The sequence below is a fragment of the Streptomyces sp. WMMB 714 genome, from assembly GCF_900090125.1.
Classification (GTDB): Bacteria; Actinomycetota; Actinomycetes; order Streptomycetales; family Streptomycetaceae; genus Streptomyces; species Streptomyces daqingensis.
Genome location: NZ_FMHJ01000005.1, coordinates 458,145 through 474,677, shown reverse-complemented (window position 1 = coordinate 474,677; position 16,533 = coordinate 458,145). Strand labels below are relative to the sequence as shown.

Genomic DNA, 16,533 nt, shown 5'->3' with positions numbered 1-16,533 from the left:
GAAGCTGACGGGAAGAGCCCGCGGCCGACGCATACGGGAGAGAGATGAGCCTTCCCTCGCCGCAACGCTCCGCTCTGGCAGACCAGGTGATCTCGGCGCTGCGCTCCGCGATCACGTCCGGCGAGTGGCCGGTCGGCACGCGGATCCCCACGGAGCCGGAGCTCGTGGAGCAGCTGGGAGTGGCCCGCAACACCGTGCGGGAAGCGGTACGCGCCCTGGCGCACAACGGGTTGCTGGACATCCGGCAGGGTTCCGGCACGTACGTCGTCGCGACCAGTGAGCTGGCGGGCGTCATGCACCGCCGCTTCGCCGACGCCGACCCGCGCCACGTGGCCGAGATGCGGGCCGCGTTGGAGACCTCGGCGGCGCGGCTGGCGGCGCTGCGGCGCACCGAGGGCGACATGACGCAGATCGAGGCGCTGCTGGAGCGCCGCGAGGCGGCCTGGGCCTCGGGGGTGGTGGAGTCGTTCGTCGAGGCGGACGCGAGCCTCCACCTCGGCGTGGTCGCGGCCTCGCACAACGACGTACTGACCGCGGTCTACTCGGACCTGGGGGAAGTGATGCGCGACTTCCTCCGCTTCGACGTCGGCGGGGAGCTGCGCCCGGAGAACCACATGGACCACGCGGGGCTCGTCCGGGCGATCCAGGCCGGTGACGCGGAGGCCGCGGAGCGGGAGGCCGCCTCCCACACACAGGAGTGGGGCTGCGGGGTGCGGAAGGCGAAACAGGGCGCCTGAGCACCGTCCACGCGGCTCCATGCGCCACTATGCGCCTCCATACGCGCTGTCGACGCGCAGCGGCCCCGGCAAGTGCCGGGGCCGCTCGTGCCGTGAGGCGGGTGCCGTGAGGCGTGGGGTGGGGCCTGCCGGTCAGGCGCCCATCATGTGCACGCCGCCGTCCACGTGGACGATCTCCCCGGTCGTCTTGGGGAAGAAGTCCGACAGCAGACCGACCACGCCGCGCCCCGCCGGGTCCGGGTCGGCCAGTTCCCACCCGATGGGGGCCCGGTGGTTCCAGACGTCCGCCAGCTCCTCGAAGCCCGGAATGGACTTGGCCGCCATCGACTTGATCGGGCCGGCCGAGATCAGGTTGCACCGCACGTTCCTCGCGCCCAGATCACGCGCGAGGTAGCGGTTCGTCGACTCCAGCGCCGCCTTGGCCACGCCCATCCAGTCGTACTTGGGCCAGGCGATCTGCGCGTCGAAGGTGAGCCCCACGACCGAGCCGCCCCGCGGCATCAGCGGAAGGCACGCCGTCGTCAGCGACTTGAGGGAGTAGGCGGAGACGTGCACTGCCGTGCCGACGTCCTCCCAGCTCGCCTCGAGGAAGTTGAACGCGCCCTGGGGGCCGAAGGCGATGGAGTGGACGATGCCGTCGAGCTGGGCGTCCTCGCCGAGGTGCTCGGCGATCTTCCCGGCGAGAGAGTCCAGGTGCTCCTGGTTCGTCACGTCCAGCTCGATGACGGGGGCTTCCTTCGGCAGGCGCTTGGCGATCCGCTGGACCAGGGAGAGCCTGCCGAACCCGGTGAGTACGACCTCCGCGCCCTCCTCCTGCGCGATCTTCGCGGCGTGGAAGGCGATCGAGCCCTCGGTGAGGACGCCGGTGACAAGGATGCGCTTGCCGGCCAGGATTCCGCTCATCTTCAGTGGCCCATGCCCAATCCGCCGTCGACAGGAATGACGGCTCCGGTGATGTATGCGGCTTCCTCGGAGGCGAGGAAGCGGACGGAGGCGGCGACTTCCTCCGGCTGGGCGTAGCGGCCCAGCGGCACCTGCCCGACGATGTTCGCGCGCTGCTCGTCGGTGAGGGCCTTCGTCATGTCGGTGTCGACGAAGCCCGGCGCGACCACGTTGCAGGTGATGTTGCGTGAGCCCAGTTCACGGGCGATCGAGCGGGCGAAGCCGATCAACCCGGCCTTGGACGCGGCGTAGTTGGCCTGCCCCGCCGAACCGAGCAGGCCGACGACGGACGAGATGAGGACGATCCGGCCCGAGCGCGCACGCAGCATCCGCTTCGTCGCACGCTTCACGACGCGGAACGTGCCGGTGAGGTTGGTGTCCAGCACCGCGCCGAAGTCCTCCTCGGACATGCGCAGCAGCAACTGGTCCCGCGTCACACCGGCGTTGGCGACGAGGACCTCGACCGGGCCGTGCTTCTCCTCGATCTCCTTGTAGGCCCTCTCCACCTGTTCGGGGTCGGTGATGTCGCAACGGACCGCCAGGGCACCGCTCTTCATGAGGGACTCGGGCGGCTCGCCCGAGCGGTAGGTGACGGCGACCTGGTCCCCTGCGTCGGCGAAGGCCCGGGCGATGGCGAGGCCGATGCCGCGGTTGCCTCCGGTGACGAGTACCGAGCGGCTCAAGGTAGGACCACCCTTTCTGCGGTCTCCGCTTCTTGTCGCGTACGCGCTGCGCACGGCGAGGAAGCGGCCGATGTCTGTCCGTACGAAACTATCGGCCGAGGCCGCCCGAACGGGAACCCGTCAGCGACAGGGGGCCGCACGAGGCACTGTGGGATCCCTACACATTCCGGCGCCGGAGCGGGAATCCACCGACGGCCCGGCCGGACGGGCACGGCGAGCGGCTCGCCGACCCGAATAGACTCTGGGCGACCCTTGTCCGCTCCGATCTCCAGGACAGAACGTGACACGCCTCGGCGACTCCGTACAGCGCGCCAGCCAGCTGCTGGCGCAGGACCTCTCCTCCGACGAGACCGTCGAGCGGCTGCTCGCGGAGACGGGGTCGCGGCGGTATATGGATCTGAGCGACCTCCCCGCGAAGGACCAGGCCGCGCTCATCGGCGCACGCGCCGTCGAGGTGCTGCCCTCGGTGGAGAAGCTCGCCGAGGCGATCGAGGAGAAGGCGGCCGCCGGGAAGGGACTGCACGTCAAGCTCGGCATCGACCCCACGGCGGCCGACGTGCACCTCGGTCACGCCGTGCAGATGATCGTCCTCAGCCGCTTCCAGCGGATGGGGCACGACGTGACGCTGATCATCGGCGACTTCACGGCGAAGATCGGCGACCCGTCGGGCCGCACGGCGGAGCGCCCCGCGCTCACCGACGCGGACATCGCGAAGAACCTGGCGGGCTACCAGGACCAGGTCCGTCCGTTCTTCGACTTCGAGAACGTCAGCTTCCGGCACAACAGCGACTGGCTCGGCAGCATCGGCTTCGCGCAGCTGATCTCCCTGCTCGCCCAGGTGCCGGCGTCGGCGCTGCTGCAGCGGGAGGACTTCCGCAACCGGCTCGCCCAGGGGTCGGGACTGACCATGTCCGAGCTCATCTACCCCGTGGCGATGGCTCTCGACTCCGTCGAGCTGGAGTGCGACATCGAACTGGGCGGCGTGGACCAGTTGTTGAACATGCAGATGGGCCGGCGGCTGATGGAGCAGCACGGCCAGCGGCCCCAGATGATCGCCGCCATGCCGTTGATCGAGGGCACCGACGGCTCGGGCGCCAAGATGTCCAAGTCCAAGGACAACTACATCGGTCTGACCGCCACGGCGGACGACGTCTACGGCAAGATCATGTCGATCCCGGACCGGCTGATGGTGCCGTACCTGCGTGCCTGGACGGAGTGGACGGACGCCGAGATCGACCAGGCCGCTGCCCGCTGCGAGGCACGGACGCTGCACCCGATGGACCTGAAGAAGGTACTGGCGGGCGAGGTCGTCACCGCGCTGCACGGCGCCGCGGCGGCGAAGTCGGCCCGGGCGGGCTTCACCGCCCAGTTCAGCAGGAAGTCCTTCGGCGACGTCGGGACGCTGCCGGTCGTGGACGCCGCGGAGCACGGCGGCGAAGGCATCGCGGCGATCCTCACGCGGGTGCTGGAGTTCACGCCGAGCGCGTCGGCGGCACGGCGCATCGCCAAGCAGAACGGCCTGAAGCTGGTCGTCGAGACGGACGGCGGGGACCAGCGGTCCATCGTGCTGCCGGAGGCGGAGGCGCTGCGTCCGCTCGGTGAGGTCGTGTCCGAGAAGCTCGCCGAGGCGGACGCGAGCGGGACGCTCTACCTCAAGGCGGGCCGCAAGATCGCGCAGATCCGGGGCATCTAGACGCCGGCCGCCCGTCCTGCCTCGCGCCGTCCTGCCGTGCGGCAGGACGGGCCCGCGGGCTGCGCGGGGATGTGCACGGTCAGACGCGCTGACGCCGCCTCTTCCCGCGGATCGATTCCCACAGCGGGGTGCCCAGGGCGACGACGAGCACCGCGCCGCCCAGCTGGAGCCCGTGTCTGATCCAGTCGAATCCGCTGGTGACACCGACGCCCGCCCACGAGGCCACGGCGTTGCCCAGAACGGCGCCGAGGAGCCCGAAGACCGCCGTCAGCCACAGCGGGATGTGCTGCTTGCCGGGGATGATCGCGCGGGCGAGCACGCCCAGCACCAGCCCGACGATGATCGCCCACAACCAGTTCATCGTGCCTCCGTCTCCGTCTGCGCCCGGATCCGCCGTCGTCGGCCCGGAAGTGCGCTGCTGCCGCCGTCAGCTTGGCGCCGGGTGCCCTACGCCGCATGACGGACTGCTCCGTACGGGCCGCACCGCATCACCGCCCCGCTCCCCGGCCGGGCGGCCCGGCATCGTGAACGTCCGACCGGAGGCGTACCGTGATGAGGGTTCGCATACCCGCGGCGGGCTGCTCGCCGGCCCAGGGCGAAGGTGGTGGAGAGTGATGCGGAAGCAGCGCGAGGCAGAGGTCTTCCGGATCACGGGTGCCCGCCAGAGCCTCGCGGACGACGTGCGGGGCAGGCAGCGCCGGTACGTGATCTCGATGCTGATCCGTACGCTCTCGGTACTTCTGACCGTCGTGCTGTGGAACGTGCAACGCCCTCTGGCCATCGGGACTCTCGTCATCGGTGCGCTGCTGCCCTACGTCGCCGTGGTGATCGCCAACGCGGGCCGGGAGAACGCCCCTTCGCTCCCGTCGTCGTTCATCGATCCGCCCGTACGCCCGGCGATCGGCCCCCCGGAGAGCGTTCCGGAACCCCGCCACAGCAGGCCCGGCGATCCGACGGCCGACCGCAGCTGATCGCCGCACGCGCCGAGCGCACGCGACATCCTCAAGAAAAGCTCAGATCAATCATGTTGTTCCGCTGCACCTCGCACGGGTCCCCGTGCCATACTTCTTAGGCGCTCCGCATCCCCCGTCGGAGCGACAAGACCGACGCCGGGCGGCTCCCCCCGTGGCTGCCCGGCGTCGTTTGTTTGTCCGGGCGGGGTGTTGGATGGGGGTGTGCTTCCCTCCAACGAGACCTCAGAGAGCCCCGAGACTCCCATCTGCTCCGCCAAGGGCTGCCGGGCGCCCGCGGTTTGGGTGCTGGCCTGGAACAACCCCAAGGTGCACACGCCGCAGCGCCGCAAGACGTGGCTGGCGTGCGAGGAACACCGGGAGCATCTCTCGTCCTTCTTGGACATGCGCGGATTCCTGAAGGACGTCGTCCGCCTCAGCGAATGGGAGGACGGGGACCGCGGCTCAGCCGCCGATGGCTGACATCGGACGGTCGGGCTGCACGAACGACGGATCGTCGATGCCCGCGCCGGCCTTCTTGCCCCACATGGCGAGGCGCCAGCGGGCGGCGATCTCGTCGTCCGCCGCTCCGTCGCGCAGGGCGCCCCGCAGATCGGACTCCTCGGTGGCGAACAGGCATGTGCGCACCTGCCCGTCGGCCGTCAGGCGCGTGCGGTCGCAGGCGCGGCAGAAGGGCCGGGTGACCGAGGCGATGACGCCGACCCGGTGCGGGCCACCGTCCACGATCCAGCGCTCGGCGGGTGCGGATCCGCGCTCGTCCTCGCCCTCCGGGGTGAGGGTGAAACGGGTGCGCAGCGACTCCAGGATGTCGCCCGCGGTGATCATTCCGTCGCGCTGCCAGCCGTGCTGGGCGTCCAGCGGCATCTGCTCGATGAAACGGAGTTCGTATCCGTGGGCCACGGCCCAGGCGAGCAGGTCGGGCGCCTCGGCGTCGTTGAGTCCCGGCATCAGCACGGAGTTGACCTTGACGGGGGTGAGGCCGGCGTCCTGCGCCGCGGCCAGACCGCGGAGGACGTCCGCGTGCCGCTTGCGCCGGGTCATGCGCTGGAAGACGTCCGGACTGAGCGTGTCCAGCGAGACGTTGACCCTGTCCAGCCCGGCGTCCCGCAGCGCCGTGGCGGTGCGCTCCAGGCCGATGCCGTTGGTCGTCAGGGACAGCTTCGGCCGCTTGGAGAGCGCGGCGCAGCGCTCGACGATGCCGACGAGGCCGGGCCGGAGCAACGGCTCTCCCCCGGTGAAGCGCACTTCCTCGACGCCGAGTTCGTCGACCGCGAGGCGCACGAGCCGGACGATCTCGTCGTCGGTCAGCAACTCCGGCTTGGCAAGCCACTGCAGGCCCTCCTCCGGCATGCAGTAGGTGCAGCGGAGATTGCAGCGGTCGGTCAGGGATACGCGCAAGTCGGTGGCGACTCGGCCGTATGTGTCGAGCAGCATGCCGGCGGCCCTCCCACGGTTGTGCCAACTCTCGCAGAGTACGGGACGCCACCGACATTCAACAGATTGTTGACGTCGGTGGCGCCCCACGTGCGGCAGCGGAGGTGCCGCCCCACGGCCGGTGTCCGTCAGTGCGCGCCGAAGCCCGTCATGGAGCGGACCTCCAGCTCGGCGTGCTTCTTGACGGCTTCCTCCTCCTTGGAGATGACCGAGCCGATCCAGCCGAGCAGGAAGCCCAGCGGGATCGAGATCAGGCCGGGGTTCTCCAGCGGGAACCAGGCGAAGTCCGCCTCGGGGAACATCGAGGTCGGCTTGCTGGTGACGACCGGCGAGAACAGCACCAGCACCACCGAGGAGATGAGACCGCCGTAGATCGACCACAGCGCGCCCTGGGTGGTGAACCGCTTCCAGAAGAGGCTGTAGAGGATCGTCGGCAGGTTGGCGGACGCCGCGACCGCGAAGGCGAGAGCGACGAGGCCCGCCACGTTCAGCCCGCCGGCGAAGATGCCGAGGACGATCGCGACGCCGCCGATGATCACCGAGGAGATCCGCGCGGCGCCGACCTCCTCCTTGTCCGTCGCCTGGCCCTTGCGGATCACGTTGGCGTACAGGTCGTGTGCGAAGGAGGACGACGAGGCGAGGGTGAGGCCCGCGACCACGGCCAGGATCGTCGCGAAGGCGACGGCCGAGATCATGGCGAGCAGGATCGCCCCGCCGGTCGAGTCGGCTCCGCCGCCGATCTCCTGGGCGAGCAGCGGCGCGGCCGTGTTCCCCGCCGCGTCGGAATCGGTGATCGTCTTCGGAGAGAGCAGCGCCGCGGCGCCGAAGCCCAGCGCGATCGTCATCAGGTAGAAGCCGCCGATGATCCCGATGGCCCAGTTCACCGACTTACGCGCGGCCATGGCCGTCGGGACGGTGTAGAAGCGGATCAGGATGTGCGGGAGTCCGGCGGTGCCGAGGACGAGTGCGAGGCCCAGCGAGATGAAGTTGATCTTCGAGATGGTGTCCACCCCGTACTTCAGGCCCGGCTCCAGGAAGGAGCTCCCCTTGCCGCTGTTGGCCGCCGCGGCGTCCAGCAGGGTCGACAGGTTGTAGTTGAACTTGTGGAAGACCAGCGCCGTGACCACGAGCGTTCCGCCGATGAGCAGGACGGCCTTGATCATCTGCACCCACGTGGTGCCCTTCATGCCGCCGATCGTCACGTAGAGGATCATCACGACGCCGACGAGGACCACGATGAGGTTCTTCCCGGCCTCGCCCGAGATGCCGAGCAGCAGCGCGACGAGGGCGCCCGCACCGACCATCTGGGCCAGCAGGTAGAAGATCGAGACGATGATCGTCGAGATGCCCGCGGCCGTGCGGACCGGGCGCTGCCGCATCCGGAACGCCAGCACGTCGCCCATGGTGTAGCGGCCGGAGTTGCGCAGCGGCTCGGCGACCAGCACGAGGGCCACCAGCCAGGCCACGAGGAACCCGATGGAGTAGAGGAAGCCGTCGTATCCGGAGAGCGCGATCGCACCGGCGATACCGAGGAAGGACGCGGCCGACATGTAGTCGCCGGAGATGGCCAGGCCGTTCTGGAAGCCGCTGAACTCGCGCCCGCCCGCGTAGAAGTCCGTGGCGTCCTTGGTTCTGCGGCCGGCCCAGACGGTGACGCCGAGCGTGAGCAGGACGAAGACCGTGAAGAGTGTGACGATCAGAGTGCGGTGCTGGCTCGCGGCGGCAAGCTGCAGCTGCTCCGATGCGAGGGACTGTGTGAGGCTCATGCGTCACCCTCCAGGCGCTTCTTGATGGCAGCAGCCTTGGGGTCGAACTTGGAGGCGGCGAACCGGGAGTACCACACGGCGATCAGGAAGGTGGTGAGGAACTGTGCGAGGCCCAGGACGAAGGCCATGTTGATGCTGCCGACGACCTTGGTGGCCATGAATCCGGCTGCGTAGTTGGAGAGCAGGACGTACAGGAGGTACCAGGCGATGAAGCCGACGGTCAGAGGAAAGGCGAAGGAGCGGTAGGTGCTGCGCAGCTCGCCGAACTCGGCGCTGTCCTGCACCTGCGCGTAGTCCGTGCTGTCGGCGGGGCCGGACCTCTCGCTTTCTGATCCTGAGGCTGGTGCTGAGTCCACGGGAACTCCAGTCGGTGTGGTGGTGCTGTGAGGAAAATATGCAGGTCGGGGTGTACTTACTAGCTGTCCGGTGCCGCGCATCGTAGATCTTCACAAGGCCCGGGCAACAGGGGTCGGTCGTTGAATCACGAAAGAGGGATCCCGGGCAAACCCGGGCCATCTTCAGGAAAGCGTTGCTGAGCAGCTCCGATCAGCGCTAAGTTCCCAGCTCTGTGGTCAACTTCAAAGAACATGGAGACCCCATGGATTCACAACCTTCCAGACGGTGGCGCAAGTTCGCGATGCCGCTGGGACTGGTTCTGACCGCCTCTCTCGGCCTGGCGGGCGCCGCCGTGGCCAACGGTCAGGATGAACCAGCCTCCTCGAAGAAGGACGGCGAGACGCTGAGCTACGTCGTCAACACGGAGGCGGACGCCGGCACGATCAAGCGCGTGGCGAAGGAGATAAAGAAAGCCGACGGCAAGGTCGTCACGGCGTACGAGCAGATAGGCGTGATCGTCGCCCACTCCGCGAACGCGAAGTTCGGCGACAAGATGCGCGCGGTCAAGGGCGTCGACACGGCGGGCGCGACCCGCACCGCGCCCCTGAAGGCCGCAGGCACCACCGACGTGGGCAAGCCGAAGTTCGTGAAGGTGCCCAAGTCCAAGATCGGTGCGCAGGCCAGGGCCAAGGCGAAGGCCGAGGGCAAGGAGCCGCTGGAGTCCCTGCAGTGGGACAAGCGGGCCATCCGCGCCGACAAGGCCAGCAAGATCAGCGAGGGCAGCAAGGACGTCACCGTCGGTGTCATCGACACCGGTGTGGACGACACGCACCCGGACCTGCAGCCCAACTTCGCGGCCGGCCAGTCCGCCAGCTGCGTGGGCGGCAAGGCCGACACCTCCGAGGGCGCCTGGCGTCCGTTCGACCCGGCGAACGACTACCACGGCACGCACGTCGCGGGCATCGTGGCCGCCCCGCGCAACGGAGTCGGCGTCGCCGGCGCCGCGCCGGGCGTCAAGGTCGCCTCGCTGAAGGTCTCGGAGGAGGAGACCTCGCTCTTCTACAGCGAGGCCGTCGTCTGCGCGATGGTCTTCGCCGCCGACAACGGCGTCGAGATCACCAACAACAGCTACTACACCGATCCGTGGCTGTTCAACTGCGCCGACCACGACGACCAGGCGGCCATCGCCGACGCGGTGAGCCGGGCGACGAAGTACGCCACGGACAAGGGCGTCACCCACGTCTCCTCCGCGGGCAACTCCTCGCACGACCTGGCCGCGAGCGAGATCGTGGACGACACGAGCCCCAACGACACGAAGCCGGTCGAGCGCACCGTCGACCCGGCCGAGTGCCCGGACCTGCCCAGCATGCTGCCCGGCGTGACCTCGGTGTCGTCGACCGGCGCGGAGGACGGCAAGTCCTACTTCTCCAACTACGGCCTGGACGAGGTCGACGTCTCCGCCCCCGGCGGTGACCGCCGCTACCAGACGCCGGAGGACCCGGCCAAGGACGGCGGCGTCCTGTCCACGATGCCCGAGGGCGACTACGCCTACCTGCAGGGCACCTCGATGGCCGGGCCTCAGGTCGCGGGTGTCGCCGCGCTCATCAAGAGCAAGCACCCCGAGTCCTCGCCGAAGGAGATCGCCTGGATGCTGAAGGCGCAGGCGAAGAGCGTGACCTGCCCCGAGGAGTACGACCCCGACGGCAAGGGCACGTACGAGGCCGACTGCACCGGCCTCAAGGGCAACAACAGCTTCTACGGCCACGGCATCGTCGATGCCCTCGCGGCCGTCAAGAAGTGACGCCGCCGCGGGAGTCCTCCGCGGAAGCACGACGGCGGTGACACCGCACGGCGAAGGGACGTTCGCGGACCGGCCCGAGGGTCAGGACGTGACGCGCTGAGCCGGCGGACCGTCCGGTGAGGGGCCGGGTTGCTCAGGCAGCCCGGCCCCTTCCGTCGGGTCCTCGGCGGGGCGCCAGCCAGGCCCGCGGAAGACCCTTCCGGCGCGCTCGCTCCAATTGCGCGCCGACCGCAGATCGCGTCCGATCGCGGCGTATTCATGGGTCGCCACACGCAGCGGGTTGTACGTCGAGATGTTCTTGGTGAGCCCGAAGACGCACGGTTCGGTCTCGGGCGTGAACGAGCCGAAGAGCCGGTCCCAGACGATCAGGATGCCGCCGAAGTTCCGGTCCAGGTAGCTGCCCTGGGAGGCGTGGTGGACGCGGTGGTGCGAGGGCGTGTTGAACACGAACTCGACGGGGCGCGGCAGCTTGCCGATCCGTTCGGTGTGGATCCAGAACTGGTAGACGAGGTTCACCGAGGAGCAGAAGGCGAGCGCCGCGGGATGCACGCCGAGCGCGATCAGCGGCACGTAGAACGGCCAGACGGTCCACGTCGTCCACGGCTGGCGCAGCGCGGTGCTGAGGTTGAACTTCCTGCTGGAGTGGTGCACCACGTGGCAGGCCCACAGGACGCGGATGACGTGGTGGCCGCGGTGCGACCAGTAGTAGAAGAAGTCCTGCCCGAGCAGCATCAGCAGCACGGTCCACCAGACCACGGGGACGCGCAGCGGCGTCAGTTCGTAGACCGCCGCGTAGATCGCCACGATCGGGATCTTCCACAGGGCGTCGAAGACGAGGCTCCCGAGCCCCATCCCGATGCTCGTCGCGGCGTCCTTGGTCTCGTATCCGGCGGCGTCCTCGTCCGGATGGATGCGGTAGCTCACGATCTCGACAACCGTGAGCAGGATGAAGGCGGGTATCGACCACAGAACGACATCGGGCAATTGAGACGGCATGTCAGCAAGGTAAAGCTCGGCGCAGCCGCCCGCCAGGGGTTGTTACCGACTAGTACAAAATGAGTGGCCGCCTCGCACCGGGCCCGCCTGCTCCGCCGCCCGCCTCCGAACCGGCCGGAGAGGGCGCCCGGCCCCGGTCCCGGACGCCGGCGGAACCCGACCGGGGAAGGCGACGCGAGGACCCCGGCCGCTTCGTCCCGAACGCTCAAACAGGCGCGCGTGAGCGGACATTGACGACTCTTCGGCACGTCGGCGGCCGCGGGGCCGGGCCTGTCAGTGCCGCACCGTATTCTCTGTGACCATGCTCGAAGACCAGACGGCACGGCCAGACGAGCCCGCGGACGAGACCGGCGAATCTCTCCGAATTCCGGTTCAGTCACCCGCCGTTCAGGCACCGGCAGCTCTGCCCCTTCCCCTGGATTTCCCGGTTCCGCAGCAGCACGCGTCACCGGGTCCGGCGGCCGCCGAGAACGGGGAAAGCTGGCCGGAGAGCTATCCGCAGGGATACGCGGTGGTCGACGTGGAGACCACGGGCCTCGCCCGTCACGACCGCATCGTCTCCGCCGCGGTCTACCGGCTCGACGCCAGGGGCGAGGTGGAGGACCACTGGTACTCCACCGTCAATCCGCAACGCGACCCCGGCCCCACCTGGATCCACGGCCTCACGGCCGAAGTCCTCGCCGACGCACCGCTGTTCACCGAGATCGCCGACGCCTTCGCCGACCGCCTGGCCGACCGCGTCCTCGTCGCGCACAACGCCGTCTTCGACTGGTCGATGATCGCGCGCGAGTACGCACGGGCGGAGCGGACCCCTCCCGTGCGGCAGCGGCTGTGCACCATCGCGCTGGCCAAGCAGCTCTCGCTCCCGCTCCCCAACCACAAGCTGGAGTCCCTCGCCGCGCACTACGGCGTCGCCCAGCGGCAGGCCCACCACGCTCTGGACGACGCCCGTGTGCTCGCCGAGGCGTTCCGGCCCAGCCTCCGGCTCGCCGCCCGGCACGGGGTCCGGCTGCCGCTGCTGACGTGCCAGCCGCTCTCGGAGTGGTCGGAGGGCGGCTTCGGAGGCGGCGGCCGCAGGGACCAGGGCGGCAGCGGCCACCGGCCGTACGGACGCAGCTGGCGGCCCGCCCGTAAGCGCCCGGCCTGCCCCTACCCGAACCCGGGGCGGTACGAGCCGGGCGGCAGGCTGGTGCAGGGCATGCGTGTCGCCATCTCGGGCGACACCTCCGTGGACCGGGAGCTGCTGGAGGACCGCGCCACCGAGGCGGGCCTGCACATCGCCTCTCAGGTCTCGCGGCTGACCAGCCTGCTGGTCACCAACGACCCCGACTCCCTCACCTCCAAGGTCGTCAAGGCGCAGGCCCACGGGACCCCGGTGGTCGACGAGGCGGCGTTCGGGCAGCTCCTGCTGGACGTGGCCCCGGCGCCGGGCTCCGGAGGCTGAGGGGTAACGTCGTCAGGCGTGTACCGCTTCCTGTTGTCCCGGCAATGGGTGATCCTCACCCTTCTCGGTGTCGCACTCGTGCCCGCGATGATCGAACTGGGCTTCTGGCAGCTGCACAGGCACGAGGCGCGCGTCGCTCACAACGAGCTGATCAGCTCCAGCCTCCGCGCCCGCGCTGTACCGTTCGCGCAGGTCAGTCAGGGTGAGCGCGGTCCGGCGGAGGACGACCAGTTCCGTACGGCCACGGCGACGGGGCGCTACGACACCGCGCACGAGGTCGTCGTACGGCAGCGCACGGGAGCCGACGAGCAGTCGATCGGCTACTTCGTCCTGACTCCCCTGATCCAGCGCGACGGCAAGGCCGTCCTCGTCAACCGCGGCTGGATCGAGGCGGACGGCGACCTGACCCGCTTCCCCGACGTTCCCGAGGCGCCACGCGGCGAAGTCACCGTCACGGGCCGGGCCATGAGGGACGAGACGAGCGAGGCCAGCGGCATCAAGGACAAGCGGGGGCTGCCCCCTCGCCAGGTCATGCTGATCGACAGCCGCCGGCAGGCCGAGGCCATGGACCGCCCGGTCGTGGGCGGCTACCTGCAGCTCACGGACACCTCGCCGAAGCCCTCCGGCCACCAGCCGGAAGAGGTCGCCGAGCCGGACCACAGCAGCATCGGCCCGCACATGGCGTATGCCGTCCAGTGGTGGCTCTTCGCGGCGGGCGTGCCCGTCGGCTGGGTGGTGCTGGTGCGGCGCGAGCGCCGCGACCGTCTCGCGGCGCAGGACGCGGAGGGCGCGGAGGGCGCGGAGGGCGCGGAGGGCGCGGAGGCAGCAGTCCCCGCAGCCGCGGGCTCCGCCGCGGGTGACGGAGACAGCGTGCGCGAAGACGGCGTGCGCGGAGAGGGCACGCGGGAGGCCCCGGAGTCCGGGCGCGACTCCGGCAAGGTCTCTCCCACCGGCGCCGCAGGGCCGCCCTCCGCGGTCTGACAGCCTCACCGGCTCCCCCTGCGTGCGCGCGCCGCGGACCGTGGCGCACACTGTGAGCCATGGATCTTGGGCTGAAGGACCGCGTATACGTCATCACCGGCGCCACTCGTGGCCTGGGCTTCGCCGCCGCCGAGCAACTCGTCGCCGACGGAGCCCGAGTGGTCGTCACAGGCCGCACCGACGAGGCCGCCACGGAGGCCGCCGCCCAGCTCGGCGCGGGCTCGGCCGTGGGCATCGGGGCGGACAACGCCGCGCCGGAGACCGCGGAGCGGCTCGTGGAGACCGCCAGGTCGCGCTTCGGGCGGTTCGACGGCGTGCTGATCAGCGTGGGCGGCCCGCCCGCGGGCGTCCCCGCCGACGAACTGTCGGACGAGCAGTGGCAGTCCGCGTTCGAGACGGTCTTCCTCGGCGCGGTACGGCTGGCCCGCAAGGCGTCCGCCGAACTCGGCGAGGGTGGCGTCATCGCGTTCGTGCTCTCCGGTTCGGTCCACGAGCCGATCCCGGGGCTCACCCTCTCCAACGGCCTCCGCCCCGGCCTCGCCGGGTTCGCCAAGAGCCTCGCCACCGAGGCCGGGCCGCGCGGCGTCAGGGTCCTGGGGCTGCTGCCCGGGCGCATCGCCACGGAGCGCCTGCAGTACCTCGACTCCCTCTCGGGCGACGGAGAAGCGGCCCGGCGGCGCAACGAGGCGACGATCCCCCTGCGCCGCTACGGGACGCCGGAGGAGTTCGGACGTACCGCTGCCTTCGCCCTCTCACCGGCCGCCTCCTACCTGACGGGCGTCATGCTTCCCGTGGACGGCGGCGCACGGCACGGCTTCTGAGCGAGGTCAGAGCACCCGCTCCGGGCGGTGCTTGACCGCACCCAGCCGCACCTCGGCGGGGAGCTTCTCCAGCGCCGCCGAGTTGCGGGCGTGCTCCAGCGCCTCCTTGGTGAGACGGCCGAGCACCGGCCCCGGCTCGGCGTGCGGTTCCAGCCGGAGTCCCATCACCGCCTGCGGCGCGGTGCGCCGTCCGGTGAGCCGGACGGCCGCCCTGTCCACTCCCGGCAGGCCGGACGCCTCCGCCTCCAGGACGTTCTCCATCGCGCTGCCGCGGAGCAGGGCGCCCTCGCCGTCCCCGGTGTCCACCAGGACCTCGCCGAGCCTGCGCCGCCGCAACTGCGCCAGCAGCCACCACAGCAGCAGGAGCACCAGCAGGGAGAGCACCCCGATGACGGCAGGCCACCACCAGCTCTCGGACCGCCAGCGGGTGCGCTCGCCGTCCGTGAGCAGCGCGTCGTCCGGGGCGGTCCACGGCCAGCCGGAAGGCATCGAGAAGTCCAGGTGCCGGGGCAGGTCGAAGCCGGCGACGAGCACCGCGAGCCCGAGGGCGAGGAGCAGCGTCCCCGCCAGGCCGAGAAGCACGCGGTTCACGGACCGAAGCGTTCCGCCCATCCTGATCAGCCTCTCTTCGGGCGCCGCACGTGGACGGACAGGCCGGGCTGCCGTGCGAGGCCGAGCTGCCGGATGCCCTCCGCGAGCACCGAGTCGAGATCGCCCCGTACCTCGTGGAGGTCCCTGAAGTGCGCGCGGGCGTGCGCCCGCACCTTCCGCCGTCCGACCGAGACGTCGACGGACTGGACCCCGGTCACCTGCATCGCGCGGTCCCTCAGCACGAGGCCGGCGGCGGAGCGCTCCAGTCCGGCCCGTACGTGCGGGTGTTCGCGCCGCATCGGGAGGAGCCCTCGGCGGCCGGGCGTCACCGCCAGCGTGATCAGCCACACCCCCAGCAGCGTGACGGCGCAGGCGGCGGCGAGGACCTTGGCGTCGTTCACGGCGGTACCGGCCAGCTCGTCGGCGAGGGTGCGCCGCCAGCCCATCGCGGGCTCCCCTGCCCGCACGGCGGCGACGTCGTAGAGCAGCACCCCGGCCAGGGCCGCCGCCAGCAGCGCGACGATCCCGGCGGGCACGCGCCGCAGCGACCAGAAGCGGCCGGCGCGGTGGCCCGCCCCGCCGGAGCCGCCCGGGTCGTACGCGGCCGCCGACGCCGCCTGCTCCAGGTGGCCTCCGCCGCCTCCCCCCTGCTCTGCGGACGGGGGCGTCTTCTCGAGGGTCGGCATCTGCTGGGTGCGATCGTCGCTCACCGGACCCTCCCGGGTCTCTCGCTGTCCAGCTGCTCGGAGTGGAGCCGCTCCACGCCGACGGCGACCTCCGGCACATCCATGCCGACCAATTCCTTGACACGTGAAGCGACTTGGCGGCGCACCGCAGCACACTGCGCGCCGATGTCCGAAGGGTAGCCCAGCTCCACGACGACACGGACCCGAGCTGTCCGGTCCCTGAGCGACGCCGAGGCGCGGGGCGGGCGGAGAGGACCGCGGGGCACCTTGAAGGCGGCGGGTACGGTGCGCAGGGCCTCCCGGGCCGCCTGCGCCGCGACCTTGGCCACGACCCGCTCGACGATCGTGGTCGCTCCCCTCGCGGGGACGGCCACTTCGGCTGAGGTCACCCTCTCACCCCCTCACCGGCGCCGGCTCTCGTCGCGGATGCGGAAGATGTCCTCCGCCTGCAGGTCGCCGTCCAGGAAGCGGCCCGCCACGAAGCCGAAGCCACCCAGCGCGGCCACGAGCAGGAAGGCCCCGAAGCCGCCGAAGTATCCGGCGAAGCCGAGCGCCATCCCTGCGATCAAGCCGATCACGGCCATGCTCATCGTGAGCTCCTTCGCTCAGTGGACGTCGTGTGCCGCCACTTCGTCCGCCGGACCGCCACTG

The 16,533-nt window shown here is 70.5% G+C and carries 19 protein-coding genes; 8 read left to right on the top strand and 11 right to left on the bottom strand.

The window, feature by feature from the left end; all coding sequences use genetic code 11:
• Positions 1–44 precede the first annotated feature (44 nt).
• On the top strand, positions 45–737 hold the full coding sequence (locus H181DRAFT_RS12190; protein WP_045864347.1) for a FadR/GntR family transcriptional regulator: 693 nt from the start codon (positions 45–47) through the stop codon (positions 735–737).
• Between the two features lie 132 nt (positions 738–869).
• Here H181DRAFT_RS12190 and fabI read toward each other — a convergent pair whose 3' ends face one another.
• Positions 870–1,640 carry an enoyl-ACP reductase FabI gene (gene fabI / locus H181DRAFT_RS12185; protein WP_045864346.1) on the bottom strand — a complete coding sequence of 257 codons (771 nt, stop codon included), beginning with the start codon at positions 1,638–1,640 and terminating at the stop codon, positions 870–872.
• A 2-nt stretch (positions 1,641–1,642) separates the two neighbouring features.
• Complete coding sequence (fabG, locus tag H181DRAFT_RS12180; protein WP_045864345.1) at positions 1,643–2,362, bottom strand: 3-oxoacyl-[acyl-carrier-protein] reductase; 720 nt, start codon at positions 2,360–2,362, stop codon at positions 1,643–1,645.
• A gap of 280 nt (positions 2,363–2,642) precedes the next feature.
• On the opposite strand from fabG, the gene tyrS reads away from it, so the two are divergent.
• On the top strand, positions 2,643–4,055 hold the full coding sequence (gene tyrS / locus H181DRAFT_RS12175) for a tyrosine--tRNA ligase (RefSeq protein WP_045864344.1): 1,413 nt from the start codon (positions 2,643–2,645) through the stop codon (positions 4,053–4,055).
• A gap of 79 nt (positions 4,056–4,134) precedes the next feature.
• Here the strand turns inward: tyrS and H181DRAFT_RS12170 are convergent, their stop codons facing one another.
• On the bottom strand, positions 4,135–4,416 hold the full coding sequence (locus H181DRAFT_RS12170) for a GlsB/YeaQ/YmgE family stress response membrane protein (protein WP_045864343.1): 282 nt from the start codon (positions 4,414–4,416) through the stop codon (positions 4,135–4,137).
• 253 nt (positions 4,417–4,669) lie between these two features.
• On the opposite strand from H181DRAFT_RS12170, the gene H181DRAFT_RS12165 reads away from it, so the two are divergent.
• Both H181DRAFT_RS12165 and H181DRAFT_RS12160 read left to right on the top strand, forming a co-directional pair.
• Positions 4,670–5,026: a DUF3099 domain-containing protein gene (locus H181DRAFT_RS12165; RefSeq protein ID WP_045864342.1), complete on the top strand. Its 357-nt coding sequence runs from the start codon at positions 4,670–4,672 to the stop codon at positions 5,024–5,026.
• A gap of 204 nt (positions 5,027–5,230) precedes the next feature.
• Positions 5,231–5,488, top strand: a complete 258-nt coding sequence (locus H181DRAFT_RS12160) for a hypothetical protein (RefSeq protein ID WP_045864341.1) — start codon at positions 5,231–5,233, stop codon at positions 5,486–5,488.
• Here H181DRAFT_RS12160 and moaA read toward each other — a convergent pair.
• The 3 genes from moaA to H181DRAFT_RS12145 form a co-directional block, all read right to left on the bottom strand.
• Positions 5,471–6,460: a GTP 3',8-cyclase MoaA gene (gene moaA, locus H181DRAFT_RS12155; RefSeq protein ID WP_045864340.1), complete on the bottom strand. Its 990-nt coding sequence runs from the start codon at positions 6,458–6,460 to the stop codon at positions 5,471–5,473. The genes H181DRAFT_RS12160 and moaA overlap by 18 nt on opposite strands.
• A 128-nt stretch (positions 6,461–6,588) precedes the next feature.
• Positions 6,589–8,226 (bottom strand): solute symporter family protein, encoded by a 1,638-nt coding sequence (locus H181DRAFT_RS12150; RefSeq protein ID WP_045864339.1) that lies wholly within the window; start codon positions 8,224–8,226, stop codon positions 6,589–6,591.
• Complete coding sequence (locus H181DRAFT_RS12145) at positions 8,223–8,582, bottom strand: DUF485 domain-containing protein (protein WP_074467822.1); 360 nt, start codon at positions 8,580–8,582, stop codon at positions 8,223–8,225. Before H181DRAFT_RS12145 ends, H181DRAFT_RS12150 begins: the two co-directional genes overlap by 4 nt.
• 281 nt (positions 8,583–8,863) lie before the next feature.
• Here H181DRAFT_RS12145 and H181DRAFT_RS12140 point away from each other — a divergent pair, with 281 nt between their 5' ends.
• Positions 8,864–10,363 carry a S8 family peptidase gene (locus tag H181DRAFT_RS12140; RefSeq protein ID WP_045864337.1) on the top strand — a complete coding sequence of 500 codons (1,500 nt, stop codon included), beginning with the start codon at positions 8,864–8,866 and terminating at the stop codon, positions 10,361–10,363.
• Between the two features lie 81 nt (positions 10,364–10,444).
• Here H181DRAFT_RS12140 and H181DRAFT_RS12135 read toward each other — a convergent pair whose 3' ends face one another.
• Positions 10,445–11,359, bottom strand: a complete 915-nt coding sequence (locus H181DRAFT_RS12135) for a sterol desaturase family protein (RefSeq protein WP_045864336.1) — start codon at positions 11,357–11,359, stop codon at positions 10,445–10,447.
• Between the two features lie 295 nt (positions 11,360–11,654).
• Here H181DRAFT_RS12135 and H181DRAFT_RS12130 point away from each other — a divergent pair, with 295 nt between their 5' ends.
• The 3 genes from H181DRAFT_RS12130 to H181DRAFT_RS12120 are packed head-to-tail and all read left to right on the top strand — an operon-like array spanning position 11,655 to position 14,605.
• Positions 11,655–12,803, top strand: a complete 1,149-nt coding sequence (locus tag H181DRAFT_RS12130) for a DEDDh family exonuclease (RefSeq protein ID WP_254666799.1) — start codon at positions 11,655–11,657, stop codon at positions 12,801–12,803.
• Positions 12,804–12,821: 18 nt separating this feature from the next.
• Entirely contained in the window at positions 12,822–13,784 is a 963-nt protein-coding gene (locus H181DRAFT_RS12125; protein WP_074467821.1) for an SURF1 family cytochrome oxidase biogenesis protein, read from the top strand.
• 59 nt (positions 13,785–13,843) lie between these two features.
• Positions 13,844–14,605, top strand: a complete 762-nt coding sequence (locus tag H181DRAFT_RS12120) for an SDR family oxidoreductase (protein WP_045864335.1) — start codon at positions 13,844–13,846, stop codon at positions 14,603–14,605.
• Positions 14,606–14,611: 6 nt separating this feature from the next.
• Here H181DRAFT_RS12120 and amaP read toward each other — a convergent pair whose 3' ends face one another.
• Genes amaP through H181DRAFT_RS12100 form a run of 4 tightly spaced genes read right to left on the bottom strand, consistent with a single transcriptional unit; the run spans position 14,612 to position 16,472 of the window.
• Complete coding sequence (gene amaP / locus H181DRAFT_RS12115; RefSeq protein ID WP_045864334.1) at positions 14,612–15,217, bottom strand: alkaline shock response membrane anchor protein AmaP; 606 nt, start codon at positions 15,215–15,217, stop codon at positions 14,612–14,614.
• 5 nt (positions 15,218–15,222) lie between these two features.
• Positions 15,223–15,882 carry a DUF6286 domain-containing protein gene (locus H181DRAFT_RS12110; RefSeq protein WP_045864447.1) on the bottom strand — a complete coding sequence of 220 codons (660 nt, stop codon included), beginning with the start codon at positions 15,880–15,882 and terminating at the stop codon, positions 15,223–15,225.
• A gap of 20 nt (positions 15,883–15,902) precedes the next feature.
• Entirely contained in the window at positions 15,903–16,271 is a 369-nt protein-coding gene (locus H181DRAFT_RS12105; RefSeq protein WP_045864333.1) for an Asp23/Gls24 family envelope stress response protein, read from the bottom strand.
• A gap of 12 nt (positions 16,272–16,283) precedes the next feature.
• Complete coding sequence (locus tag H181DRAFT_RS12100; protein ID WP_045864332.1) at positions 16,284–16,472, bottom strand: hypothetical protein; 189 nt, start codon at positions 16,470–16,472, stop codon at positions 16,284–16,286.
• Positions 16,473–16,533 lie beyond the last annotated feature (61 nt).

Excerpts from the sequence above, each read along its gene's own strand:
- H181DRAFT_RS12190 (WP_045864347.1), top strand. The coding sequence starts at position 45 with ATGAGCCTTCCCTCGCCGCAACGCTCCGCTCTGGCAGACCAGGTGATC.
- fabI (WP_045864346.1), bottom strand. The coding sequence starts at position 1,640 with ATGAGCGGAATCCTGGCCGGCAAGCGCATCCTTGTCACCGGCGTCCTC.
- H181DRAFT_RS12170 (WP_045864343.1), bottom strand. The coding sequence starts at position 4,416 with ATGAACTGGTTGTGGGCGATCATCGTCGGGCTGGTGCTGGGCGTGCTC.
- H181DRAFT_RS12165 (WP_045864342.1), top strand. The coding sequence starts at position 4,670 with ATGCGGAAGCAGCGCGAGGCAGAGGTCTTCCGGATCACGGGTGCCCGC.
- moaA (WP_045864340.1), bottom strand. The coding sequence starts at position 6,460 with ATGCTGCTCGACACATACGGCCGAGTCGCCACCGACTTGCGCGTATCC.
- H181DRAFT_RS12150 (WP_045864339.1), bottom strand. The coding sequence starts at position 8,226 with ATGAGCCTCACACAGTCCCTCGCATCGGAGCAGCTGCAGCTTGCCGCC.
- H181DRAFT_RS12140 (WP_045864337.1), top strand. The coding sequence starts at position 8,864 with ATGCCGCTGGGACTGGTTCTGACCGCCTCTCTCGGCCTGGCGGGCGCC.
- H181DRAFT_RS12135 (WP_045864336.1), bottom strand. The coding sequence starts at position 11,359 with ATGCCGTCTCAATTGCCCGATGTCGTTCTGTGGTCGATACCCGCCTTC.
- H181DRAFT_RS12120 (WP_045864335.1), top strand. The coding sequence starts at position 13,844 with ATGGATCTTGGGCTGAAGGACCGCGTATACGTCATCACCGGCGCCACT.
- amaP (WP_045864334.1), bottom strand. The coding sequence starts at position 15,217 with ATGGGCGGAACGCTTCGGTCCGTGAACCGCGTGCTTCTCGGCCTGGCG.
- H181DRAFT_RS12110 (WP_045864447.1), bottom strand. The coding sequence starts at position 15,882 with ATGCCGACCCTCGAGAAGACGCCCCCGTCCGCAGAGCAGGGGGGAGGC.
- H181DRAFT_RS12100 (WP_045864332.1), bottom strand. The coding sequence starts at position 16,472 with ATGAGCATGGCCGTGATCGGCTTGATCGCAGGGATGGCGCTCGGCTTC.